The 23,983-nt window shown below is 67.7% G+C and carries 25 protein-coding genes; 12 read left to right on the forward strand and 13 right to left on the reverse strand.

Annotated features, from left to right (window positions below):
* Positions 1 to 21: 21 nt before the first annotated feature.
* The 10 genes from EXE63_RS30470 to EXE63_RS30515 form a co-directional block, all read right to left on the reverse strand.
* The gene (locus EXE63_RS30470; RefSeq protein WP_168145041.1) at positions 22 to 852 is read right to left on the reverse strand and encodes an enoyl-CoA hydratase; all 831 of its coding nucleotides are present in this window, start codon (positions 850 to 852) and stop codon (positions 22 to 24) included.
* Positions 853 to 865: 13 nt separating this feature from the next.
* Positions 866 to 1,219 carry a thioredoxin gene (gene trxA / locus EXE63_RS30475; protein ID WP_168145042.1) on the reverse strand — a complete coding sequence of 118 codons (354 nt, stop codon included), beginning with the start codon at positions 1,217 to 1,219 and terminating at the stop codon, positions 866 to 868.
* A gap of 50 nt (positions 1,220 to 1,269) precedes the next feature.
* Complete coding sequence (locus EXE63_RS33170; protein ID WP_234904330.1) at positions 1,270 to 2,784, reverse strand: glycoside hydrolase family 16 protein; 1,515 nt, start codon at positions 2,782 to 2,784, stop codon at positions 1,270 to 1,272.
* Positions 2,785 to 3,330: 546 nt separating this feature from the next.
* On the reverse strand, positions 3,331 to 3,687 hold the full coding sequence (locus EXE63_RS30485) for a metal-sulfur cluster assembly factor (protein WP_168145043.1): 357 nt from the start codon (positions 3,685 to 3,687) through the stop codon (positions 3,331 to 3,333).
* Complete coding sequence (gene sufU, locus EXE63_RS30490) at positions 3,684 to 4,142, reverse strand: Fe-S cluster assembly sulfur transfer protein SufU (protein ID WP_168145044.1); 459 nt, start codon at positions 4,140 to 4,142, stop codon at positions 3,684 to 3,686. The genes EXE63_RS30485 and sufU overlap by 4 nt, the downstream gene beginning before the upstream one ends.
* Positions 4,139 to 5,404 (reverse strand): cysteine desulfurase, encoded by a 1,266-nt coding sequence (locus EXE63_RS30495; protein WP_168145045.1) that lies wholly within the window; start codon positions 5,402 to 5,404, stop codon positions 4,139 to 4,141. Before EXE63_RS30495 ends, sufU begins: the two co-directional genes overlap by 4 nt.
* 30 nt (positions 5,405 to 5,434) lie before the next feature.
* Positions 5,435 to 6,202, reverse strand: coding sequence for a Fe-S cluster assembly ATPase SufC (gene sufC / locus EXE63_RS30500; protein ID WP_168145046.1), 768 nt, complete (start codon positions 6,200 to 6,202; stop codon positions 5,435 to 5,437).
* On the reverse strand, positions 6,199 to 7,404 hold the full coding sequence (gene sufD, locus EXE63_RS30505) for a Fe-S cluster assembly protein SufD (RefSeq protein ID WP_168145047.1): 1,206 nt from the start codon (positions 7,402 to 7,404) through the stop codon (positions 6,199 to 6,201). The genes sufC and sufD overlap by 4 nt, the downstream gene beginning before the upstream one ends.
* 31 nt (positions 7,405 to 7,435) lie before the next feature.
* Positions 7,436 to 8,866, reverse strand: a complete 1,431-nt coding sequence (gene sufB / locus EXE63_RS30510; protein WP_168145048.1) for a Fe-S cluster assembly protein SufB — start codon at positions 8,864 to 8,866, stop codon at positions 7,436 to 7,438.
* A complete protein-coding gene (locus tag EXE63_RS30515) occupies positions 8,863 to 9,621 on the reverse strand; it encodes a helix-turn-helix transcriptional regulator (RefSeq protein WP_272955798.1) in 759 nt (252 codons plus the stop codon). Before EXE63_RS30515 ends, sufB begins: the two co-directional genes overlap by 4 nt.
* 138 nt (positions 9,622 to 9,759) lie before the next feature.
* On the opposite strand from EXE63_RS30515, the gene mptB reads away from it, so the two are divergent.
* Genes mptB through EXE63_RS30535 form a run of 4 tightly spaced genes read left to right on the forward strand, consistent with a single transcriptional unit; the run spans position 9,760 to position 13,788 of the window.
* The gene (mptB, locus tag EXE63_RS30520; RefSeq protein WP_168145050.1) at positions 9,760 to 11,412 is read left to right on the forward strand and encodes a polyprenol phosphomannose-dependent alpha 1,6 mannosyltransferase MptB; all 1,653 of its coding nucleotides are present in this window, start codon (positions 9,760 to 9,762) and stop codon (positions 11,410 to 11,412) included.
* A complete protein-coding gene (locus EXE63_RS30525; protein ID WP_168145051.1) occupies positions 11,409 to 12,341 on the forward strand; it encodes an ABC transporter ATP-binding protein in 933 nt (310 codons plus the stop codon). Before mptB ends, EXE63_RS30525 begins: the two co-directional genes overlap by 4 nt.
* Positions 12,335 to 13,111, forward strand: coding sequence for an ABC transporter permease (locus EXE63_RS30530; RefSeq protein ID WP_210000950.1), 777 nt, complete (start codon positions 12,335 to 12,337; stop codon positions 13,109 to 13,111). The genes EXE63_RS30525 and EXE63_RS30530 overlap by 7 nt, the downstream gene beginning before the upstream one ends.
* Positions 13,108 to 13,788, forward strand: a complete 681-nt coding sequence (locus EXE63_RS30535; RefSeq protein ID WP_234904332.1) for a DUF429 domain-containing protein — start codon at positions 13,108 to 13,110, stop codon at positions 13,786 to 13,788. Before EXE63_RS30530 ends, EXE63_RS30535 begins: the two co-directional genes overlap by 4 nt.
* Here the strand turns inward: EXE63_RS30535 and EXE63_RS30540 are convergent.
* Positions 13,727 to 14,371 (reverse strand): hypothetical protein, encoded by a 645-nt coding sequence (locus EXE63_RS30540; RefSeq protein WP_168145053.1) that lies wholly within the window; start codon positions 14,369 to 14,371, stop codon positions 13,727 to 13,729. The two genes, EXE63_RS30535 and EXE63_RS30540, sit on opposite strands and share 62 nt — an antisense overlap.
* Positions 14,372 to 14,453: 82 nt before the next feature.
* Between EXE63_RS30540 and EXE63_RS30545 the strand changes: the two genes are divergently transcribed.
* Genes EXE63_RS30545 through EXE63_RS30555 form a run of 3 tightly spaced genes read left to right on the forward strand, consistent with a single transcriptional unit; the run spans position 14,454 to position 16,874 of the window.
* Positions 14,454 to 15,047 carry a TetR/AcrR family transcriptional regulator gene (locus EXE63_RS30545; RefSeq protein WP_168145054.1) on the forward strand — a complete coding sequence of 198 codons (594 nt, stop codon included), beginning with the start codon at positions 14,454 to 14,456 and terminating at the stop codon, positions 15,045 to 15,047.
* 20 nt (positions 15,048 to 15,067) lie between these two features.
* Positions 15,068 to 16,015 (forward strand): COX15/CtaA family protein, encoded by a 948-nt coding sequence (locus tag EXE63_RS30550; RefSeq protein ID WP_168145055.1) that lies wholly within the window; start codon positions 15,068 to 15,070, stop codon positions 16,013 to 16,015.
* 40 nt (positions 16,016 to 16,055) lie between these two features.
* Positions 16,056 to 16,874: a DeoR/GlpR family DNA-binding transcription regulator gene (locus tag EXE63_RS30555; protein ID WP_168145056.1), complete on the forward strand. Its 819-nt coding sequence runs from the start codon at positions 16,056 to 16,058 to the stop codon at positions 16,872 to 16,874.
* Here the strand turns inward: EXE63_RS30555 and EXE63_RS30560 are convergent.
* Entirely contained in the window at positions 16,857 to 17,588 is a 732-nt protein-coding gene (locus tag EXE63_RS30560; protein ID WP_168145057.1) for an inositol monophosphatase family protein, read from the reverse strand. The two genes, EXE63_RS30555 and EXE63_RS30560, sit on opposite strands and share 18 nt — an antisense overlap.
* Positions 17,585 to 18,400, reverse strand: a complete 816-nt coding sequence (locus EXE63_RS30565) for a BtpA/SgcQ family protein (protein WP_168145058.1) — start codon at positions 18,398 to 18,400, stop codon at positions 17,585 to 17,587. Before EXE63_RS30565 ends, EXE63_RS30560 begins: the two co-directional genes overlap by 4 nt.
* A gap of 192 nt (positions 18,401 to 18,592) precedes the next feature.
* Between EXE63_RS30565 and EXE63_RS30570 the strand changes: the two genes are divergently transcribed.
* From EXE63_RS30570 to EXE63_RS30590, 5 genes are read left to right on the forward strand one after another with little or no spacing between them, the layout of a single operon-like run.
* Positions 18,593 to 20,080: an FGGY-family carbohydrate kinase gene (locus EXE63_RS30570; protein ID WP_168145059.1), complete on the forward strand. Its 1,488-nt coding sequence runs from the start codon at positions 18,593 to 18,595 to the stop codon at positions 20,078 to 20,080.
* Entirely contained in the window at positions 20,077 to 20,865 is a 789-nt protein-coding gene (locus EXE63_RS30575; protein ID WP_168145060.1) for an SDR family NAD(P)-dependent oxidoreductase, read from the forward strand. Before EXE63_RS30570 ends, EXE63_RS30575 begins: the two co-directional genes overlap by 4 nt.
* A gap of 52 nt (positions 20,866 to 20,917) precedes the next feature.
* Entirely contained in the window at positions 20,918 to 22,216 is a 1,299-nt protein-coding gene (locus EXE63_RS30580) for an ABC transporter substrate-binding protein (protein ID WP_168145061.1), read from the forward strand.
* A gap of 52 nt (positions 22,217 to 22,268) precedes the next feature.
* Entirely contained in the window at positions 22,269 to 23,138 is an 870-nt protein-coding gene (locus EXE63_RS30585) for a carbohydrate ABC transporter permease (protein ID WP_168145062.1), read from the forward strand.
* Positions 23,135 to 23,977, forward strand: a complete 843-nt coding sequence (locus EXE63_RS30590; protein WP_168145063.1) for a carbohydrate ABC transporter permease — start codon at positions 23,135 to 23,137, stop codon at positions 23,975 to 23,977. Before EXE63_RS30585 ends, EXE63_RS30590 begins: the two co-directional genes overlap by 4 nt.
* Positions 23,978 to 23,983: the final 6 nt, after the last annotated feature.

Here is a 23,983-nt window from a genome sequence, read left to right on the forward strand (position 1 = left end):
CTACCTCCTCGTATGAGTCAACTATCTGTCGTCGGTGAACACCGGCGACCGCTTATCTTTGCGCGCAGCGACCGCTTCTTCAAAGTTGGCGGTGAGTAGACGCACATAGAGCTGGCCGAGACCCTCGGCCTGCATATGGCCCTCCAGGCTACCGGCGTCCAGTCCACTCCACAGCGTGCGTTTGGTCAATTCGATTCCCGGCCGGGAGAACGCCGCGATCCCCCGCGCCATCTCCAGGGCCCGCGGCACCAGCTCATCCTCGCCGACGACGCTGGAGACCAGCCCGATCCGCTCGGCCTCGGCGGCGTCGACATCACGACCGGTGAGCATGATCTCGAAGGCCCTCGACGCACCGATGGCGCGGGGCAGCAGATAGGACAGACCGAGCTCGCTGGCGGTCAGCCCGTTGTTGATGCCGGCCGCGCGAAAATACGCCCCAGCTGCGGCGACACGGATGTCGCAGGCCAGGGCCAGACACAGACCGCCGCCGATGGCGGCACCGTTGACCGCGGCGATCACCGGCTGGTGCAACCGGCGCAACCCCAGGATGACGTCATCGAGGACCTCCATGGAGCGCAGCGCGAACGACGGCCGGGTCAGGCCCTCGACATGCGGCACCGAACCCGCCGACTTGTGGTCGGCACCCGAGGAGAACCCGCGGCCGGCACCGGTCAACACGACGACCCGCACCTCGTTGTCATGATGCAGATCACCGATCACCGCGCGCAGCGGCACCATCACATCGAAGGCCATCGAGTTCATCCGCTCGGGGCGGTTCAGGGTGACCAACGCCACGCCGGGCTCGGGACGGTCGACGACGACGAACTCGCTGTGCTCAGCCACGCCGAGCACGTTAGCGCGTGGTTCAGTTCTCCTGTGACGCGACGGCCGCGTCCACGTCGAATTCCTTGATCTTGGCGATGAGCTCCTCGAGCTGCGCTGCACCCAGTGCGCCGGACTGCCGGAACACCTGGTGGCCCTTCTTGAAGGCCATCAGTGTCGGGATCGCCTGAATCTCGGCGGCCTGCGCCAACTCGGGTTCGGCCTCGGTGTCGACCTTGGCGTGCACGACATCGGGATGCTTGTCCGCGGACGCGCCGAATGTCGGGGCGAACGCGCGACATGGACCGCACCACGACGCCCAGAAGTCGACGAGGACGATGTCGTTCTCGTCGACGATCGCCTTGAACTCAGCTGCGGTGATGTCCTGTGTAGTCACTTTCTTCCTAACGTCTCGGCTGGTCTACAGATTCCCAGTATGTCCCCGGGTTAATCAGCACCGGCCAGCGAGTAGACCCGGACCCAGTCCACCTTCATCGCCTGCGGGAACTGCGAGGACGAATCTGGATCACCGGTCCACGGGTTGCCCACCGCGGTGTTGAGGATCAGATAGTGCGACCACGCCCCGGAGAACGGCGTCCAGTCGCCGCCGAGCGCCTCGTATTGCGCCTTGGTGACCCGTCCCGTTTCGACGCCGTCCACGTGCCAGATGATGCGGTCCGGATACCAGTCGATGCCGTAGTCGTGGAAGCCCGCCGACAGATCGACGCCCAGATCGGCTCCTACAGTGTGCAGTTTGACGTCGACGGTGTTGTCCGCGGCGGCTGGCCCGTGGATGTTGCCGGTCCACTTGGTGCGACCCTCGTCGTCCCGGAAGCCCGGGTACTCGACGATGTCGATCTCCCCCTGCCGCGGCCAGTCGAACTCGTGACCGGGTTCCAGGCCGACCATCCAGAACGCCGGCAGGGTGCCCTGGGTATAGGGCATCTGCAGGCGGGCGACGATGCGTACCGGCGGTTCCACCGACTGCTTGCCGTAGGTGACCACCCGCGCCGAGGTGTAGTTGTCCGGTGCCGCCGCGCCGTCGGGGGTGGCCTCCCGGCGGACCTCGATGACCAGGTGGCCGTTGGCGTCGATGGAGACGTTGGAGAAATCCGGTGTGTAGAACTGGTTCTCCCCCGCGGACTGCCCCCACCGGCCGCTCTGTGTGGACCAGGCCTGCATCGCCTCGGCGATATCGGTGAAGTTGGTTTCCCACAGCAAGACCGGGCCACTAGCAGCCGGCGGCGGATCCACCGGATTCGGGGTCACCGGGTCGGTCGGCGGCACGACCACCGTCTTTCCCGGGATACCGAAGATGCGTTGTCGCACATCGCGCCACCAATTCTGTACGCCTTTGGGCAGCGTGAACTTCACGCTGACCCGGGACAGGATGGCTTTGAGGAAGCTGCCGATCGTCACCGGTTTGGCCGCCGCTGCTGCCGGTGCCGGCAGCGCGCTCACCTCCGGCGCGCGCACCGACGCGACGGCGGGCACGTCGGGCTGATCGACCGCGTCCGAGACCGCGGTCTGGCTGCTGCGCTCCGGGCGCGGCGGGCGGGTCTCGGCGAAGGTGCGACGCCTGTCGACGTCGACCGGGCCGGGCGCCCGCACGTCCGGGGCCGACGGCACGGCATCCGGCGTGTCGCCGGTGGGCGCGGACGCCTCCGGTGCAACCACGTCCACCGCGATCGTGCGGGGTCCGATGGCGGCGATCTCGGCGGTGCGCGCACTGCGTCGACTTGTGATGGGCCGCCGGACTTCTCGTGGTGATCGCGCTACCGGCTCGGGCCGCGTCCGGGTAGGCGGTGAGGTGGCCGACGAGCGGTCCGTTGACGCCGTGCCCGCGGACGACGATGTCGCGTCGTCGGCCGCGGCGAGAGCGAGGCCATGTCCGGAGGCGACGGCGGCGCCGAGGCCGGCCGCCATCATTCCCGCACCCAACCAGTACCGATAGGCGGTCATATCCGTTACCCCATTCGATCCGTTACGGCAGCCGACAGATAGACAACGGACCGTTCGGGATCGACGAATACACGCAGGCAAATACCTGACCCAATAATCACGGGACTGCGCAACCCGATCTGATACCCGACGTGCCGCATACAGCAGGGATCATTCGCGGTGAACCGCGCACGCCACCCTGGAATTCGTTTGAACCAGTGCGTATTTGACGAAATGCACACCGGCTAGCCGATGCAGATCGAACAGTAATCGAGACTGGTCGGGTTCGCGAGCCAAATTCAAAAATTGCGATGTCAATAAATGCAAAGGCGGTGGGGAATTGAATTCATTGCATCGATATCGATATCCGGGTGACGAATACAATTCGTAACGGATACCGCCTCAGTGAACCTGAATTCACCGGATCACATGCACTGAAGTCGCGCTTCACCGGTCATCGGCGAACTGACGCCGAATGCCGCCAATTTGCTGACAGCGCAAGCGACGTCACCAGACGAGAATGGCCGGTCGCGCCGGAGGTCGTGTCTGCTGCGAGAGGGTGCCCGCTCAGACGGTGAAGCCGAGTGCGCGCAACTGCTCGCGACCGTCGTCGGTGATCTTGTCCGGACCCCACGGCGGGTTCCACACCCAGTTCAGCTTGATCTCGTTGACCAGCCCGGCGCCGATCAGCGCGGTGCGGGTCTGGTCCTCGATCACATCGGTGAGCGGACAGGCCGCCGAGGTGAGCGTCATGTCGATGAGCGCGACGGCGCCCGCCTCACCCTCTTCGACGTTCATGCCGTACACCAGGCCGAGATCGACGACGTTGATGCCGAGTTCGGGGTCCACCACGTCACGCATGGCCTCCTCGAGGTCGGCGAGCAATTCCTCGTTCACGGGATCGGTATTGACGGTGTCGCTCATCGTTTGTCCTCCACATCATCGCTGGCCTCGGCCAGAGCGGCCTTGAAGGCCGTCCAGCCGAGCAGGGCACATTTCACCCGCGCGGGATACTTCGCCACGCCGGCGAAGGCGATTCCGTCGCCGATGACGTCCTCATCCCCCTCGACGTTCCCACGCGAGGAGATCATCTCGGTGAAGGCGGCCACCGTCTTCATGGCGTCACCGACGCTCTGCCCGATCACCTGATCGGTGAGCACCGAGGTCGCGGCCTGGCTGATCGAACAGCCCTGACCGTCATAGGAGACATCCTGGACCGTCTCACCGTCGGTGGACAGCGCGACCCGCAGTGTCACCTCGTCACCGCAGGTGGGGTTGACGTGATGCACCTCGGCGCCGAAAGGCTCGCGCAGCCCGCGGTGATGCGGGTGCTTGTAGTGGTCCAGGATCACTTCCTGGTACATCTGTTCCATTCTCATCGGGCGAAGAACTCCACCGCCCGCTTGACGCCCGCGACCAGCCGGTCCACCTCGTCGAGGGTGTTGTACACCGCAAACGAGGCTCGTGCGGTGGCGCTGATACCGAACCTGCGGTGCAGCGGGGCCGCGCAGTGATGGCCGACCCGCACCGCCACACCCTCGTCATCGAGCACCTGACCGACATCGTGTGCGTGCACACCGTCGAGTACGAAACTCACCGGAGAGGCCCGCCGCTGCGTGGTCTGCGGACCGATGATCCGCACCTGCGGTACCTCGGCGAGCCCGGCCAGCGCGGCGGCCACCAGGGTCTGCTCGTGGGCCTGCACGGCGGGCATGCCGATCGCATCCAGATACCGTGCGGCGGCGGCCAGTCCGACCACCTGCGAGGTCATCGGGGTGCCCGCCTCGAACCGCTGCGGTGCGGGCGCGAAGGTGGTGGCCTCCATGGTGACGGTTTCGATCATCGAGCCACCCGTGATGAACGGCGGCAGCGCGTTCAACAGCTCACGGCGGCCGTAGAGCGCGCCGATCCCGGTCGGACCGAGCATTTTGTGCCCGGAGAACGCGGCGAAATCGACACCGAGAGCGTGGAAGTCGACCGGCTGGTGGGGCACCGACTGGCAGGCGTCCAGCAGGGTGAGCGCACCGACCGCCTTGGCCCGCGCCACCAGTTCGCCCACCGGCGCCAATGCGCCGGTGACATTGGAATGATGGGTGAAGGCGACGATCTTGACCCGCTCGTCGAGTTGCAGCGAGTCCAGGTCGATGCGGCCATCGTCGGTCACCCCGTACCACTGCAGGGTGGCGCCGGTGCGCCGCGCCAGTTCCTGCCACGGCACCAGGTTGGCGTGGTGCTCGAGTTCGGTGGTGACGATGACGTCGCCGGGGCCGACGGCGCCCTCGAAGCGGTTGTCCCCCAACGCATAGGCCACCAGGTTGATCGCCTCGGTCGCGTTCTTGGTGAACACCAACTCGTCGACGTCCGCGCCGACGAAGGCCGCGATGTCAGCGCGGCCCTGCTCGTAGGCGTCGGTGGATTCCTCCATCAACTGGTGCGCACCGCGGTGCACCGCACCGTTGGAGGTGGTCAGGAACGCCCGCTCGGCGTCCAGCACCGCCAGCGGTTTCTGCGATGTCGCACCGGAATCGAGATATGCCAGCTGACACCCGCCCCGCATCACCCGGTTCAGGATGGGGAAGTCGGCCCGGATGCGGGCGATCCCCTCCAGATCCAGTGCGCGGTCGACGGATGTCGTTGTCATGATCGGGCTCCTCCTACGCGGTGGATGTGGCTAGGTCGATGCTGCCTGGGTGAACCGCTCGTAGCCGTTCTCTTCGAGCTGATCGGCGAGCTCGGGCCCGCCGGACTCGATGATCCGGCCGTCGTAGAACACATGCACGAACTGCGGGCGGATGTAACGCAGGATCCGGGTGTAGTGCGTGATCAGCAGGACACCTGCGTGCTCTGCCTCGGCGTACCGGTTGACGCCCTCGCTGACGATGCGCAGCGCGTCGACGTCGAGCCCGGAATCGGTCTCGTCGAGGATGGCGATCTTCGGCTTGAGCAGGCCCAGTTGCAGGATCTCGTGACGCTTCTTCTCTCCACCGGAGAAGCCCTCGTTCACGCTGCGCTCGGAGAACGTGGGGTCGATATCGAGATCGGTCATCGCGGTCTTGACCTCTTTGACCCAGTGCCGCAGCTTCGGGGCCTCGCCACGCACCGCGGTCGCGGCGGTCCGCAGGAAGTTCGACATGGACACCCCGGGCACCTCGATGGGGTACTGCATGGCCAGGAAGAGACCGGCGCGGGCGCGTTCGTCGATGCTCATCGCCAGCACATCCTGGCCGTCGAGCGTGATCGAGCCCGAGGTGACCTTGTACTTGGGGTGGCCGGCGATGGCGTAGGACAGAGTGGACTTACCGGATCCGTTGGGACCCATCACCGCATGGGTCTCTCCCGACTTCACGGTCAGGTTGACGCCCTTGAGGATCTCGACGTCATCGCCGCCCTCGGCGGAGACGACGGTGGCGTGCAGGTCTTTGACTTCGAGCGTGGTCATTCTTGGGCTGCTTTCGATTCCGTGATGGCTAGTTCTCGTTCGATGGCTTCGGTCAGGCGCTCACGCACGGCGGGCACGGCGATCTTGGCGATGATCTCGCCGAAGAAGCCGCGGACCACCAGGCGGCGGGCCTGCTCCTCGGGAATGCCGCGGGCGCGTAGGTAGAACAGCTGCTCGTCATCGAAACGACCGGTGGCACTGGCGTGTCCGGCCCCGGCGATCTCGCCGGTCTCGATCTCGAGGTTGGGCACCGAGTCGGCACGGGCGCCGTCGGTGAGCACCAGGTTGCGGTTCGCCTCGTAGGTGTCGGTGCCGGTGGCTTCGGCGCGGATCAGCACATCGCCGATCCACACGGTGTGCGCGTCCGGCTTGTCGGAGGCCGGATCGCCTTGCAGCGCACCCTTGTACAGCACGTCGGACTTGCAGTTCGGTACCGCATGGTCGACGAGCAACCGGGATTCGAAGTGCTGGCCGTCGTCGGCGAAGTAGGTGCCGAGCAGCTGAGCCTCACCGCCGGGCGCGGTGAACCGCACGGTCGCGGTGGTGCGCACGACATCGCCACCGAGGGTGACATTGACGTGGCCGAGCACCGAATCCTTGCCGAGGCGGGCGTGGTGGGAGCTCACGTGCACCATGTCATCGGCCCAGTCGGCGATCCAGATCACGCCCAGGCCGGCCGAGTCACCGACGATGATCTCGACATTGTCGGCGTAGGTGCCACTGCCGCGCAGGTCTACCACGACGATCGCCCGGGACAGCTCTTCGACCCGGATCTGCAGGTGCCCATAGGCGACGTTGTCCGCACCGGGGCCGGTGACGACGATCTCGATGGGCTCGGCGACCTCGGTGTCACGGGCCACGGTCACCACGGTCGCGTTGCCGAACGACGAGTATGCCTGGGCCGCAACGCGGTCCGATGGCACACCGCCCTGGCCGAGGCGCGGATCGTCGCGCTGCACGGTCTCGACGGTCACCCCGGGGCGCTCGGTCACCTCGATCAGTGCCGAACCCGTCGCGGGCGCCGAACCGTCGTGCAGGCCGCGCAGTCGTTTCAGCGGGGTGAACCGCCACAGCTCGTCACGGCCACCGGGTACCTCGAACGCGTCGACGTCGAACGAGGCGAACTGCTCGCCCTTGTTGGCGTTCAGCGCCGAACCGGTTTTACGGCCACCTTCGACCGCGGATGTCAGATCCTGAACCACTAGATAACTTCCCGTCGCTTCGCTCGCCCCGTCACCCGACCGCGCCTTCCATCTGGAGTTCGATGAGCCGGTTGAGTTCCAGCGCATACTCCATCGGGAGTTCCTTGGCGATCGGCTCGACGAAGCCGCGCACCACCATGGCCATCGCCTCGTCCTCGGTCATGCCGCGGCTCATCAGGTAGAACAGCTGGTCCTCGCTGACCTTCGACACGGTGGCCTCATGGCCCATCGTGACGTCGTCCTCGCGGATGTCTACATAGGGGTAGGTGTCGCTGCGACTGATCGTATCGACCAGCAGCGCATCGCATTTCACGCTCGACTTCGAGCCGTGTGCACCCTTGTTGACCTGAACCAGCCCGCGGTAGGAGGCGCGGCCACCACCGCGCGCCACCGACTTGGACACGATGTTGCTCGATGTGTTCGGAGCCAGGTGCAGCATCTTGGCGCCGGTGTCCTGGTGCTGACCCTCGCCGGCGAACGCCACCGAGAGCACCTCGCCCTTGGCGTACTCACCGGTCATCCACACGGCCGGGTACTTCATCGTCACCTTGGACCCGATGTTGCCGTCGACCCACTCCATGGTGGCCCCGGCCTCGGCGCGGGCACGCTTGGTGACCAGGTTGTAGACGTTGTTCGACCAGTTCTGGATGGTCGTGTAGCGCACCCGGGCGCCCGGCTTGACCACGATCTCGACGACAGCCGAGTGCAGCGAGTCGGACTTGTAGATCGGCGCCGTGCAGCCTTCGACGTAGTGCACGTAGGAACCCTCATCGGCGATGATCAGGGTGCGCTCGAACTGGCCCATGTTCTCGGTGTTGATCCGGAAGTAGGCCTGCAGCGGGATGTCGACGTGCACGCCCGGCGGCACGTAGATGAACGACCCGCCCGACCACACCGCGGTGTTCAGCGCGGAGAACTTGTTGTCCCCGGCCGGAATCACGGTGCCGAAGTACTTCTTGAACAGCTCGGGATGCTCGCGCAGGCCCGAATCGGTGTCCAGGAAGATGACGCCCTGGGCCTCGAGATCCTCACGGATCGAGTGGTAGACGACCTCGGACTCGTACTGGGCGGCGACGCCGGAGACCAGGCGCTGCTTCTCCGCCTCGGGGATGCCGAGCTTGTCGTAGGTGTTCTTGATGTCCTCGGGAAGGTCATCCCAGGTGGCGGCCTGCTTCTCGCTGGACCGGACGAAGTACTTGATGTTGTCGAAGAAGATGCCGTCCAGGTCAGAACCCCAGTTGGGCATCGGCTTCTTGTCGAACGTGCGCAGCGCCTTGAGCCGGACGTCGAGCATCCACTCGGGCTCGCTCTTCTTCGACGAGATGTCGCGCACGACAGCCTCGCTCAGGCCGCGCTGGGCACTGGCGCCGGCGACGTCGGAATCCGACCAGCCATAGCCGTACGTACCCAGCGACGCGATGGTCTCTTCCTGGGTCAGCGGGGTCTCCGGGGTGAGGGTCATGGCGACACTCCTTGTGTGGTGGTGGATTCGGCGCAGGCTGTGGGCCGAACAGGTAGGGACTTGTCAGGTCCCAGTGGAACGTGGGTGGTGCACGCGAAATCACCGTTGACGATGGTGGCCAGCCGCTGCACGTGGGTGCCCAGGATCTCGGCGAACGCCTCTTGTTCAGCGTCACACAGCTCGGGAAATTCCTCGGCAACGTGTGACACCGGGCAATGATGCTGGCAGATCTGCACACGGGACAACGGACCGGCCACCGGCGTGGTGGTGGTCGCATACCCGGCGTCGGTCAGTGCGGCGGCCATCTGGTCGGCGGTCTGCTCGACCGCGTCCGGATCGCTCACCTCGGAGATCCCCGCCAGAATGGTGTCGATACGGCGACGGGCGAAGGTGCGCACCGCGTCGTCGCCGCCGATCTCGCGGAGCTGACGCATCGCCGCCACCGCCAGGTCGTCATAGGCGTGCGAGAGCTTTGCACGTCCGGCCGCGGTCAGGCGATACCGTTTGGCCGGCCTGCCCCGTCCGTTGTGCTGCCAGGCCGCCGCGGCGCTGGCCTGGGCGTCCCCGGCGTCGATCAGGGCGTCGAGATGCCGGCGGATGCCGGCGGCCGAGATACCGAGGCGCTGGCCGATATCACCCGCGGTGACCGGGCCCTCCAGCAGCAACTGCACGATCGCGCTGCGGGTGTGACCGTCCGGAGACACCAAAGTGGGCGCGGTTGCCGCCGCGCCCGGTGCCTCCGGATTTATTTTCACAACACCATTGTGTCGGAATTCCACCCGGGGTTCCAGCAAGGCAACCCTAACCGGGGCTCCGACACCCCTGCCCGACCCCGGCGGGCCACCGGTCCTCACCGTGGCGGGCCACCAAAGCCCGGCCGCTACGCTGCTCGCATGACCGCCCTTGGGTCCTTCAGCTCGGCGGTCGCCCGATGGCACGCCGACGAACGGTCGGTCGGGTCACCCCTCACCGGCGCTGAGGTCGTCACACTGCGCCGCACCAGGGTATTCGGTGCGACCGGAACCGTCCTCATGGCGATCGGCGCGCTCGGCGCCGGCGCCCGGCCGGTCGTCCAGGACCCCACGTTCGGCGTCCGTCTGCTCAACCTGCCCTCCCGCATCCAGACCGTATCGCTGACCATGACCACCACCGGCGCGGTGATGATGGCGCTGGCCTGGCTGATGCTGGGCCGGTTCGCCCTCGGACCGCACCGGATGTCACGCAGCCAATTGGATCGCACACTCATGCTGTGGCTGCTGCCGCTGCTGATCGCCCCGCCGATGTACAGCAAGGACGTCTACTCCTACCTGGCGCAGAGCCAGATCGCCCGGCTCGGTCTGGACCCGTATCTGGTCGGCCCGGCGCCGGGACTCGGCCTGGACCATGTCTTCACCCTGTCGGTGCCCAGCCTGTGGCGCGAGACCCCGGCCCCGTACGGTCCGCTGTTCCTGTGGATCGGCGAGGGCATATCGGTGCTCACCGGTGACAACATCGTCGCCGCCGTGCTCTGCCACCGGCTGGTGGTGCTCGTCGGTGTCGGACTCATCGTCTGGGCCACCCCGAGATTGGCGCAGCGGTGCGGTGTGCACGAGGTGAGTGCACTGTGGCTGGGTCCGTGTAATCCGCTGCTGTTCATGCATCTGGTGGCCGGTATCCACAACGAGGCGTTGATGCTCGGCCTGATGCTGGCGGGCACCGAGTTCGCGCTGCGGGGCATCGACGGCGTCCGCGACGGGCAGTGGCGGATCCCGCCCCGCGCCACCGCGATGCTGGTCGCGGGCACCGTGCTGGTCACGATGTCCTCCCAGGTCAAATTGCCCTCGCTGCTGGCGATGGGCTTCATCGTGATGGCGCTGGCGTGGCGCTGGGGCGGCACCTTCAGGGCGCTGCTGGCTGCCGGGTTCTCCCTGGGCGCACTGTCGTTGGCGGTGATGGCCGTGATCGGCTGGGCCAGCGGCCTGGGCTTCGGTTGGCTGTTCACCCTGGGCACCGCGAACGTGGTGCGGTCCTGGATGTCACCGCCCACCCTGATCGCGCTTGGCACCGGGCAGGTCGGCAACCTGCTCGGCCTCGGCGACCACACCACCTCCGTACTGGGGCTCACCCGTGGCATCGGTGTGATCATCATCGCAATCCTGGTGACCTGGCTGCTGCTGGCGGTCTTCCGCGGCCGGCTGCACCCGGTCGGCGGCCTCGGTGTCGCGCTCGGCGCCACGGTACTGCTGTTCCCGGTGGTCCAGCCCTGGTACCTGCTGTGGGCCATCATCCCGCTGGCCACCTGGGCCACCCGACCCGGATTCCGCGGGTCCGCCATCGCGATGACGCTGGTGGTGGGCATATTCGGACCGACCGCCAACGGCGACCGGTTCGCCCTGTTCCAGATCGTCGACGCCACGCTGGCCAGCGCCGTGATCGTGGCACTGTTGATTGCGCTCACCTACCGCCGGCTGCCGTGGCGCCCGCTGCCCGATCCGGGGCCCGATGACCGCCGACCCGGACCGGAGCCACCGGCTGCCAGACCCGACGCTTACGCTGAATCTCCGTGACCACCGGTTCTGAGCCCGTCGTGCGGCTGCGCGGCCTGACCAAGCGCTACGGAGCGACGATCGCGGTGAACAATCTCGACCTCGAGGTGCACCGCGCCGAGGTGTTCGCGTTGCTCGGGCCCAACGGCGCGGGCAAGACCACCACCATCGAGATGTGCGAGGGTTTCCTGCGTCCCGACGCGGGCAGCATCGAGATCCTCGGCCTGGACCCGACCACCGACAACGCCAAACTGCGTGAGCGCATCGGCGTGATGCTGCAGGGCGGCGGCGGCTACCCCGCGGCCCGCGCCGGCGAGATGCTCGATCTGGTGGCCGCCTACGCCGCCAATCCCCTCGACCCGCAGTGGCTGCTGGACACGCTCGGCCTCGCCGATGCCGCACGCACGACCTATCGCCGACTCTCCGGCGGCCAGCAGCAGCGCCTGGCCCTGGCCTGCGCGGTCGTCGGCCGCCCGGATCTGGTCTTCCTGGACGAGCCGACTGCCGGTATGGACGCACATGCGCGGATCGTGGTGTGGGAGCTGATCGACGCGTTGCGCCGCGACGGCGTGACGGTCGTGCTGACCACCCACCAACTCACCGAGGCCGAGGAGCTGGCCGACCGGCTGGTCATCATCGACCACGGCGCGACGGTCGCCGCGGGCACGCCGGCAGAGCTGATGCGCAGCGGCGCAGAGAACCAACTGCGCTTCACCGCCCCACCGAAACTCGATCTCGCCCTGCTGGTCTCGGCGCTTCCGGAGGACTACCGGGCCACCGAGGCCACGCCCGGGGAGTATCTGGTGGAAGGGCACATCGATCCACAGGTGCTGGCCACGGTAACCGCGTGGTGCGCGCGGGTGAACGTGCTGGCCACCGACATGCGGGTGGAACAGCGCAGCCTGGAACAAGTCTTCCTCGATCTGACCGGCCGGGAGTTGAGATCGTGAGCAATCGTTTCGCCGCAGGCACCTTCTCCCCCGACCCACGCCCGGCCGGGGTGCGCCAGATGCTGATCGCGCAGTTCGGCCTGGAGCTGCGGTTGCTGCTGCGCAACGGTGAGCAGCTGCTGCTCACCATGTTCATCCCTATCACCCTGCTGATCGGCCTGACCCTGCTGCCGCTCGGCGACTTCGGTGCCAACCGGGCGGCCACCTTCACCCCCGCGATCATGGCGCTGGCGGTCATCTCGACGGCCTTCACCGGGCAGGCCATCGCGGTGGCCTTCGACCGCCGTTACGGCGCGCTGAAGCGGCTCGGCGCCACCGCACTTCCGGTGTGGGGCATCATCGCCGGCAAGTCGCTGGCGGTCGTGGCCGTGGTGTTCCTGCAGTCGATCCTGCTGGGCGGCATCGGCATCGCCCTGGGGTGGCGACCCGAGGTGGGCGCCCTGGCACTGGGCGCGGTGGTGATCGCACTCGGCACCGCGACCTTCGCCGCACTGGGACTGCTGCTCGGCGGGACACTGCGCTCGGAGATCGTGCTGGCCCTGGCAAACCTGCTGTGGTTCGTCTTCGCCGGACTGGGCGCCCTGACGCTCGACGGCGGTCCGGTGCCCGCGGCGCTGCGCTGGGTGGCGCGGCTGACACCGTCCGGTGCGCTGACCGAGTCGCTGACGCAGGCGATGACGCTGTCGGCGGACTGGTTCGGCCTCGCCGTGCTGGCGGCCTGGGGCGTGCTCTCGGCGCTGGCGGCGCTGCGCTGGTTCCGTTTCACGTGAGCACGGTGCTCGGCGTCGACGGCTGGAAGAACGGCTGGGTCGGCATCGAGCTGCGGGACGGGCGCTATGTCGGCGCCCATGTGGACGAGACGCTGCGCGGGCTGGTGGCCGCCGCACCCGACGCGGTCGCCATCGGCGTCGACATACCGCTGGGCCTGCTGGACTCCGAGGTGCGGGCCTCGGACCGGGCCGCCCAACGCCGTCTCGGTGCGCGGTCGTCGAGTCTGTTCGCGATGCCGCCGCGCCCGGTGTTCGATGCCCCCGACCATGCGGCGGCCACCGCCGCGGCGAAAGCCCTCACCGGCACCGGCATCAGCATCCAGACCTGGGGGCTGCGGCGAAAATTCCTGGAGGCCGAGGCTCTGCACGACAAGACCGGGCTGCCCCTGCACGAGGTGCACCCCGAGCTGTCCTTTCACGAAATGGGCCTGCTGGCCGCCGACGGCAAGAAGAAGAGCTGGCGTGGCCAGCGCGCCCGGCTCCGGATCCTGACCTCGCACGGCATCGACATCCCGGAGGACCTGGGCCGCGCCGTCGCGGCGGTGCCCGCCGATGACGTGCTCGATGCGGGCGCCGCGGCGTGGAGTGCGCACCGCATTGCCACCGGGGCCGCATTCAGCCTGCCGGATCCACCGCAGGTCGACGGTCGCGGCCGGCAGCTGGCGATCTGGTGTTGAGGCCGGGCAGCAGAAACTCCAATTGGCCGACCTCCTCGATGTTGTGCCGAACCCAGGCGCGCGCCATGTGATCCGGGAACTTTCGGCAGAGATGGGCGTTCACCGGCCGGAAAAGCGGTGTGCGGGCGCCGATGTCGAGGACGCTGACGTAGTGGGCGCCATCGTCGCCCGCAGACCAGGTGTGTTCCAGGCTGAACACCATCACCCCGGCCACCCGCTGCACCAGCCGGATCCCGGTCTCGTCGAGTTTCTCCACCCGGTCGACGACGTCGACGCGGTATTCCGGTCGCCCGCCGAAGGCCTCCACGATCCGGAATCGGGCGCCCTCGACCGCGTGCTCGCCGGCGGCCAGTTCCCATCTGATGTGGTCGATGGGATGCCAGGCCAGGTAGCGGTCGATCACCTCGCCGCCGTAGTCCATCGTCCCGCCGAGCCCGGAGAACCAGTCCAGCAGCATCGACGGCGTCACCCCGTGCAGCGGACGGTGGTCGATGGTGACCCTTCGGCGACGGTGTGGCGCGGCCGTGTAGCGCACCGTGGCCGAGTCGACGGTGCGTAGCGGATAGAGCACGGGACGGCTCATGAGACCTCCAAGATACGATTGCGTTTCTTAAATCCTGCGACGCGTGCGTAAGATACGCAAGCGTTTCCTATAAGGAGGTTTCATGCGGCGCCGTGGCGACGAACTCGATACCGCGATCCACGGCGCCGTCATCGCCCTGCTGACCGAACACGGCCCGGCCGCGGTGACGATGGAAGCGGTCGCCGCCACGGCGCGGACCAGCAAGCCGGTGCTGTACCGCCGCTGGGCGGACGGCCGGGAACTGTTGCGCGACACCCTGTTGCGCACCGCGAAGGCGGCCATCCCACACGAGGACACCGGCAGCTATCGCACCGACATGCTGGCCGTGTTACGCGGGTGGGCGGCGCTGTTCGCCGGCCCGCAGGGCGCCACCATGCGGGCCACCGTGGCCGCCATGGCCGGCGACGAGGCGCTGGCCACCGCGTTTCGCGCCGACGTGATCGGGTGGCGCAAAGTGGAGATGGCCGCACTACTGGCCCGCGGCATCGAACGCGGTGACGTCCGCCCGGACGTGCCGGTACACATCGCCCGGGAACTCGGACAGAGCGTGCTGTGGCATCGCCTGCTGGTCACCGGCGACCCCATCACCGATGACCTGGTGGTCGAACTCGTCGACGAGGTGCTGGTGCCGTTCGTCGCGCCGCGCCGGACCGGCCCTACTACAACTTGTAGTTAGCGCTGCTCTACGATCGGGCCGTGGCTGTCGGACGACTTTTCCTGAGACTCGTCGACACGCTGCCCGTGCCCAGCCTGCGCGCGCAGCGCATCGTCGCGGCGCTGGTGATCCTCACCCAGGGCGGTATCGCCGTCACCGGGGCCATCGTGCGCGTCACGGCCTCCGGGCTCGGCTGCCCCACCTGGCCGCAGTGCTTCCCCGGCAGTTTCACCCCGGTCCCGCACCCCGAGGTCGCCGGCATCCACCAGGCCGTCGAGTTCGGCAACCGGATGCTGACCTTCCTGGTCGTGCTCACCGCGGCGGCCGCGGTCATCGCCGTCACCCGGGCCCGGCGGCGGCGCGAGGTACTGGCCTACGCCTGGCTGATGCCGGCCTCGACGGTCGCACAGGCCGTCATCGGCGGGATCACGGTGCTCACCGGCCTGCTCTGGTGGACGGTCGCCATCCACCTGCTGGTGTCCATGGCGATGGTGTGGCTGTCGGTGCTGCTGTACGCCAAGATCGGCGAGCCCGACGACGGCGAAGCGGCGGCCGTGGTGCCCACACCGTTACGCCAGTTGACCGCCCTGAGCGGGATCGCCCTGTCGGCCGTTCTGGTGACCGGCACCATGGTGACCGGCGCGGGCCCACACGCCGGCGACAAGAGCCTGCAGCGTCCGGTGCCCCGCCTGGAGGTCGAGATCACCACCCTGGTGCACATGCACTCGACGCTTCTGATCGCCTATCTCTCGCTGCTGGTGGCCCTCGGCTTCGCGCTGCTGGCGGTACGCGCGCCCCGGCCGGTGCTGACACGCCTGGGTGTCGTCGTCGGCCTGGCCGCCGCCCAGGGTGCGCTCGGCGCCGTGCAGTTCTTCACCGGCGTGCCCGAGGCGTTGGTGGCGCTACATGTCGCCGGGGCGGGCGCGTGCACCGCGGCCACTGCGGCGCTGTGGGCATCGATGCGAGAACGCAACACCATCACGGTGTGATTGTTGTGATTAATTCACAACTTTGACCTAGGCTGTCGGAATGACCCCCGGCTTGAACGCGCACGCGCGCCGAGCAGCGATCGCCGCCCGGATCCACACCGACCGCGAGGTCGACTTCGCCACCCTGGCCGATGAATTCGACGTGTCCGAGATGACCATCCGGCGCGATATCGAGCGGCTCGAGGAGCAGGGCGTCGCGCGCCGGGTGCTCGGTGGCGCGATCGCCTTCGGCGGCAAGTCGACCGAGCCGTCCTTCGACGCGCGCGCCGCCGACTCCGCCGATGAGAAACTGCACATCGCGCACGCGGTGGCCGACCTGCTGACCCCCAGCGAGACCGTCATCCTGGACAGCGGCAGCACGGTGCTGGCGGTCGCCAGGGCCGTCAAGGGCCGCGATCTGGGGCTGACCGTGATCACCCCCAGCGTGCTGGTCGCCATCGAACTCGCCGACGAACCGAACACCACGATCCTGCTGACCGGCGGCAAGGTCCGGCCCGGCGAGCTGAGCCTGATCGGCGCCGAGGCCGAGGATTTCTACCTGCGCTACAACTGCGACACCTACGTGATGGGCATCGCCGGGGTGGACGGTAAGCGCGGCGCCTCGGAGTACCACCGCGAGGAAGGCAATGTGAAGCAGGCCGCGATGCGGGCGGCGGATCGGGTGATCGTGGCCGCCGACGCCTCCAAACTGGGCCGGGTCCAGTTGATCAATGTCGCACCGGTGTCGGCGATTTCGATCCTGGTCACCGATGGGCCGGCCACCCATCCGGCGGTCGAGGCGCTGCGTGCGGCGGGTGTCTCGGTGGTGTGTGTCAACGCAGAACGTGCGACGCGCGATCAGTCACTGCCAGCGCGCTGACGCCCCGGCGCTTTCGGAGCGTGTCACCACCGCGCCGGCCTCCTCGGCGATCAGCGCGCCCGCCGCCCAGTCGTGCACGGCGAGATCATCCTCGAAGAAGGCATCCAGGCTGCGCTGCGCCACCAGGCAGAGATCCAGCGCGGCCGCCCCGAATCGGCGCATATCGGTGTATTCGGCCATCGCGGTGCCGAGTTCACGCAACTGTCTGCGCCGGTGGCCGGGATCGTAGGACAGCCCGGTACCCACCAATCGCACCGACGACTCCATCAGCGCCAGCGGTAGCCGCACCTCCCCGGATCCCGAGTCAAGTTGAGCACCAAGACCTTTGGCGGCACTCCAGGTCATTCCCAAGGCCGGCGCGCACACCGCACCGGCCAGCCAGCTGCCGTCGGCCGTCGAGCGGGCCGCCACCGAGGTACCGAAATGCGGCAGCCGCCGGATGTAGTTCGTGGTGCCGTCGAGCGGGTCGACGACCCACTGCACCGAGCCGGTGCCGATCCGCTCGGGCAGCTCCTCGCCGAGCACGCCGTCATCGGGCCTGGCCTCCAGCAGCGCCGCACGCACGGTCTCCTCGGCGGCACGGTCCACCGCCGTCACCACATCGCCGGCGGCGCTCTTGGTGGCGAGGTGCACCGTCTCGCCCCAGTGCCGCAGGCACACCGCGGCCCCGAGCCGGGCGGCCTCGATCGCCAGCAGGCGCAATTGCTCGGTCATAACGTCGTGCGGAATTCCTTCACCGCGTCCATCAGTTCCGCGGCCCGGGAGGCCACGGCACGGTTCTCGAACACCCCGTCCTCCTTGAAATAGGTGCCGACGACCGCTCCGTCGGCGATGGACAGCTGTTCGGCCGCATTGTGTGCGCGCACACCGGTGTTCACGAATACCGGCACCGCGCCGGCATTGTCCTTGACCACCCGCAGCGCCTGGGCGTCGGTGGATGCCCCCGCGGTCAGACCCGACACGCAGATGGCATCGGGTTTCGTCGCGAAGACCGTGGTGGCGGTGACCGAGGCCAGATCACGGTCGGCCAGATAGACCGCCGACTCCGGGACGATGTTGAACAGCAACTTCACCCCGGCGCCGCCGACGCGGTGCCGGTGCCGCGCGACCTCGCCGACGTTGGTGTCCCACAGGCCGAAATCGCTGGCGTAGACGCCGGTGAAGATCTCGCGCACCCACTGGGCCCCGGTGGCCACCGCCAGGTCGATCGAGGCGCGACCATCCCACAGCACGTTCACCCCATAGGGCACGGTGAAATCGGGCAGCAGCTCACCGATCACCCGGGCCATGGTGATGGCGGTGATCGGCTCGGTCTTGGTCAGGTACGGCAGGCTGAACTCGTTGGAGACCATGACGCCGTCGACGCCGCCTTCTTGCAGCGCGGCCAATTCCTCCTTGGCGCGGTCGACGACCGCCCGGACGCCCGCGGCCGAGTCGAAGCCGGGATCGCCCGGAAGTGCCGCCAGATGCAGCATCGCGATCACGGGCTTCTGCACGGCAAATACATCATCTAGCCAACTGGTCATGGGGGCGCCTCTCCGCGTCGTCTGGGTCTTTCCAAGCTGTGCTGCGTTAACCGTATGTTACTAAATCACAGTAATCCAGCAGAATCTCGTGAGTTAGCGTGACTGTCGCACATGTCTTGTGAGAATATAACAGAGTAAGTATTGTGGTCCCACCGCAACAACCACACGGCGAACATCAACCGAAGGGATGGCATGCCGGAGTTCACCATCGGCATTGATATCGGCACCACCGGTACCAAGACCGTGCTCGTCGATATCGGCCGAGCCCGCATCGTCGCCCAGGCCACCCACGACGCTCAGCTGTTCTCCGATGCCCCCGGCCACGCCGAGGCCGATCCGACCCAATGGCTGCGCAACGTGCACGCCGGGATCCGCGACGTGCTGGCGACCTCCGGCGTCACGCCCGACCGGATCGGCGCACTGTCCACCACCGGCATGGTCCCGGCCGTCGTGCCGGTCGACGGTACCGGAGCCCCGGTCCGGCGCGCCCTGCTCCAGAACGACGCCCGCGCGACCGCCGAGATCACCGAACTCCAGCACGCGCTCGACGCCGAGACCGTGCTGCGCGCAACCGGTTCCGCGGTGACCCAACAGTCGGTCGCCCCGACCGCGCTGTGGCTGCAACGCCACGAGCCCGACATCTGGAGCCGCACGACCCACCTGGTGGGCTCCTACGACTGGGTGCTGATGGCGCTCGGCGCGCCCGCGCATGTGGAGCTGAACTGGGCGCTGGAATCCGGGCTCGGCACGATCACCGGTGAACGCTTCGAGCCGATGTACGCCGCGGCAGACCTGTCTGCGGAACTGGTGCCCGCCGTGCTCTCCCCCGGCACCCGGGCCGGCGCGCTCAGCGTCGCCGCCGCCGAGGCCACCGGACTGCGACCCGGCCTGCCGCTGATCGTCGGCGGGGCCGACCATGTGCTCTCGGCCTACGCCGCGGGCATCAACGCCGAGGGTGACTGGCTGGTGAAACTCGGTGGCGCCGGGGACATCCTGGTCGCCGCCGAACAGCCGGTCATCGACGCCCGGCTCTATCTCGACGCCCACCCGGTGCCCGGACGGTGGCTACCCAACGGCTGCATGGCCACCAGCGGCAGCCTGATCCGCTGGTTCCAGACCCTGTCCGGCGGTATCGACCTGGTAGCCCTCGACGATGAGGCCGACACCCGCAAACCTGGCGAAATCCTCTGTCTGCCCTACTTTCTCGGCGAGAAGAGCCCGCTGCACGACCCCGATCTACGCGGCGCCTTCGTCGGACTCGACCTCGCCCACAACCGCGCGGACATGTACCGGTCCGTGCTGGAGGCGATCGCCTACGGTTTCCGGCACCACACCGAGGTATTCGCCTCGATGGGTGTCCCGCTGCACCGGGCGCTGGTCACCAACGGTGGCAGCCGGTCGGTGCTGTGGAAGCAGATCCTCGCCGATGTGCTGGGCACCCCACTGTCCCCGATCGTCGGTCACCCGGGCGCCTCGCTGGGCGCCGCGGTGATCGCCGCTGTCGGCACCGGGCTGCTGGACGGCTGGGACAGCACCGCGATGTTCCAGACCGTCGGCGAACCCGTCGTGCCCAACCCGCAGAACGTCGACCGTTACGCCGAGGCCTACGCCCAGTGGCGTGAACTCGGCGACGTGCTGACCCCCATATCCCACCGCATCGCCCGAAAGGCACGGCCATGACCACCCCCGACACCACCGCCAGCACCCAAACCGCCGTCGTCACCGGCGCGGGGTCGGGCATCGGACGCGCCATCGCCGCCACCCTCGCCGAGCGGGGCTGGCGGGTCATCGTCACCGATATCGACGCCGAGGCCGCCGAGCAGACCCGTGCGGTACTGAGCGGGACCGGGCACGAGGCCACCCGACTCGATGTCACCGACGCCGCCGGATCGGCGCAACTCGCCGACGATGTGGCCGATCGGGTGGGGCTGCACGCCTGGGTGAGCAACGCCGGGATTTCGGCGATGGCGCGCTTCGTCGACGTGTCCACCGACCAACTGGACCGCAGCCTCGACATCAACCTCAAGGGTGTCTTCCTGTGCGGGCAGGCCGCCGCTCGGGCAATGATCCGCACCGGGGTGCGCGGGACCATCGTCAACACCGCGTCGATGGCGGCCAAACAGGGCCGGGTGCCGTTTTTGGCGGACTACGTGGCATCCAAGTTCGGCGTTCTCGGCCTCACTCAGGCGATGGCCTTCGAGCTTGCCCCCCAAGGCATCACGGTCAACAGCGTGTGCCCGGGTTTCGTGGCCACCCCGATGCAGACCCGCGAGCTGGAGTGGGAGGCGTTGCTCACCGGCACCACTGCCGACGGTGTGCGCAAGTCCTGGGTCGACGCCACTCCCCTGGGTCGCCTGCAGACCCCCGACGACGTCGCCCGTGCGGTGGCGTTCCTGGTCTCCGAGGATGCCCGGTTCATCACCGGAGAAGCACTGTCGGTCAACGGCGGTGCCTACATGGATTGAGTCCACCATCGCCCGCACACGCTCGATCCACCCGGACAAAGAGAAGAGGACCATGAAAATCCCAACCTTGCGCTGGTTGCCAGCGATCATCGCCGCCACCAGCCTGACCCTCGCCGGCTGCGCAGGCAGCGGCGGATCCGGTGAGCAGAGCTCGTCGGGTCTCGGTGAGATTCCCACCGACACCAACGCCACGGTGCGGGTACTGATGGAGAACGTGCCCGACACCGACATCGCCAAAGGCCTTGTCGGACAGTTCAACCAGAAGTATCCCGATATCAAGGTCGACATCGAGACGATGACCTTCGACCAGATGCGTGACCGCCTGGTGTCCTCGTTCCAGGCCTCGCAACCCGCCTACGACCTCATCGTGGTGGACAACCCCTGGATGGACGATTTCGCCGACGCCGGCTTCCTGGAACCGCTGGGCGACCGGATCGCGGCGACCCCGGACTACCAGCCCGATGACTTCTTCGACTCGCTGACGGCGATCACCGATGTCGAGGGCACCACCTACGGCGTCCCGTTCTACAACTACGCCCTGGGCTACATCTACAACACCGGTGATCTGACCTCGGCGGGGCAGAGCGTCCCCACCGATCTGGACGCGCTGGTGGCCACCTCGCAGCGGCTCAAGACCGCCGACCGCGCCGGCATCGCGATGCAGCCCCAGCGCGGCTACAAGATCTTCGAGGAATGGGCCAACTGGCTGTTCGCCGCCGGCGGATCGATCTACGGCGAGGACGGCAAGCCCTCGCTGGACACGCCGGAAGCCGCCCGCGCCCTGGACGCCTATATCGAGACCTACAAGACCGCGGCACCGGCCAACAGCCTGTCCTGGGGTTTCGACGAGGCGTTCCGCTCCGTCTCCAGCGGTATGGCCGCCTCGATGATCGGCTACAACTGGAACCTTCCCGCGCTCAATGATCCCGAGGGCGCTTCGGCAGAACGCGCCGGACAGTTCGCCCTGGCCCCGATCCCCGGCGGCAAATCCGCTCTGGGGTCCTGGAGTTGGGCGATTCCCGCCAACTCCGGGGCCGCCGACGCCGCCTGGGCGTTCGCCTCGTGGGTGACCTCACCCGAGATCGACGCGCAGCGGGTCGCCGATGGTGGTGCCGTGGTCCGGGAGAGCTCGCTGAACAACCCGCAGGTGCTCGCCGATGGGTACGGCGCCGACTACTACAAGACGGTCGGCGAGATCCTGGCCGACGCGGCCCCGCTCACCCAAGGCAAGGGTGGCGAGGAGATGATCCAGGCGGTCGGCACCGAGCTCAACGACGCCGCTGCGGGCAACAAGAGCGTCGCCGACGCACTGCGTGACGCGCAGGCAGCTGCGGAGCGGATCCAGCAGTGACCGTAGGGAATCCGGCGGCCACCTGGTGCACAGGACGGATGGGGTGTCCGCGATGAAGTTCAAGTACGGCATGCTCACGCCGCTGCTCGCCCTGTTCGCCGTGGCCGTCGGATTCCCGCTCTGCTACGCGGCGTATCTGTCAGTGACCGACTACAAGCTGACCGATCGCACGCAACCGGATTTCGTGGGAGCGGCCAATTTCACCAGCGCGCTGGCCAATCCGGCGTTCTGGGAGGCCTTCGCGACCACCGCCATGTATGTGGTGATCGCGGTGAGCCTCGAACTGGTTCTCGGCTTCGCGCTCGCCCTGGCCCTGCATCAGCAGCGCTGGGCCAAGGACCTGTCCCGGGCGATCGTGCTCGCGCCGATGTTCATCACCCCCATCGCGGTCGGGCTGATCTTCCGCTTCCTGCTCAACGATCAGATCGGCGCGGTGCCGGCACTGCTGCACGCGGTGGGCGCCGATTACGACTTCTTCGGTGCCGGAAAGGCCTTGCTGACGCTGGCCTTCATCGATGTCTGGCAGTGGACGCCGTTCATGGTGCTGCTGATCCTGGCCGGCCTGGAGTCGATGCCCAAACAACCCATGGAGGCCGCCCGGGTCGACGGCGCCGGTCCGGTCTACCGGTTGCGCCGGGTGTTGATCCCGATGCTCGCCCCGGTGCTCACCGTCGCGGTGCTGCTGCGCGGCCTCGACGCGCTGCGGGTCTTCGAGTACATCTACGCCACCACCCGCGGCGGCCCCGGCACCGATACCCAGACACTGCAGTACTTCATGTATCTCGAAGGCATCCAGTTCTTCCGGCTCGCCCAGGCCAGCGCCATGGCCTTCATCGTGCTGGCCCTGGTTCTGGTGGTCATCGTGGCGGCGTTCCGCGCTATGGAGCGCAACCGCGCCGCGGACAGGAGTGCGGCCCGATGAACAAGCTCGACATCCCCCGTCGCTTCGCTCGCCCTGCCCCGCTGGAAGTCCTGCGTCTCGCGGTGCTCACCGCGGCGTTCGTCTTCGTGCTGTTCCCCATCGTCTGGGTGGCGCTGGCGAGTTTCAAGACACCCCAACAGATGTCGGAACCATTCCTGTTCGCCTTTGCTCCCAGCCTGGCGAACTGGCAGGCCGTGTTCGAGTCCGGGGTGTTCGCCGCCGCCGGCCGCAGCGCACTGGTCGGCGTCATCACCGTCGCGATCAGCCTGGTCGTCGGCAGCATGGGCGCCTATGTGATCGCCAAGTACCGGGCCGGCGGTTCGTTGACCCGATTCGGCATGCTGGCCGCGCAGGTGGTTCCGCCCGCGGTGATGGTGTTCCCGTTCCTGACCATGGCCCAGGCGCTGCGGATGACCGACACCCTGGCACCGGTGATCTTCGCGCACCTGTCCTTCGTGCTGCCGCTGGTCACCTGGTTCCTGATCGGCTTCTTCGAGGCGGTACCCGCCTCGCTGGAGGAGCAGGCCCGGGTCGACGGATTCACCCGGTGGCAGGCCTTCCGGATGGTGGTGCTGCCGCAGGTTTACCCCGGTATCGGCGCCGCCGGCATCTTCGGGTTCACGCTGTCGTGGAACGACCTGTTCTATGGGCTGATCCTGGCCCCCGGCAATGCGGCGATCCTGCCGGTGGCCATCGCGAACTTCAACACCTTCCGCGGAGTGCAGATCGGCACCATGAGCGCCGCGATCATGATCGCGATCATTCCGGTCGTCATCGCCAGCTTCTTCATCCAGCGACGCCTGGTCCAGGGGATCAGCGGCGGCGCGGTCAAGTACTAGACAAGC

It is taken from the genome of Mycolicibacterium frederiksbergense (assembly GCF_012223425.1).
In the GTDB taxonomy this organism is placed as follows: Bacteria; Actinomycetota; Actinomycetes; order Mycobacteriales; family Mycobacteriaceae; genus Mycobacterium; species Mycobacterium frederiksbergense.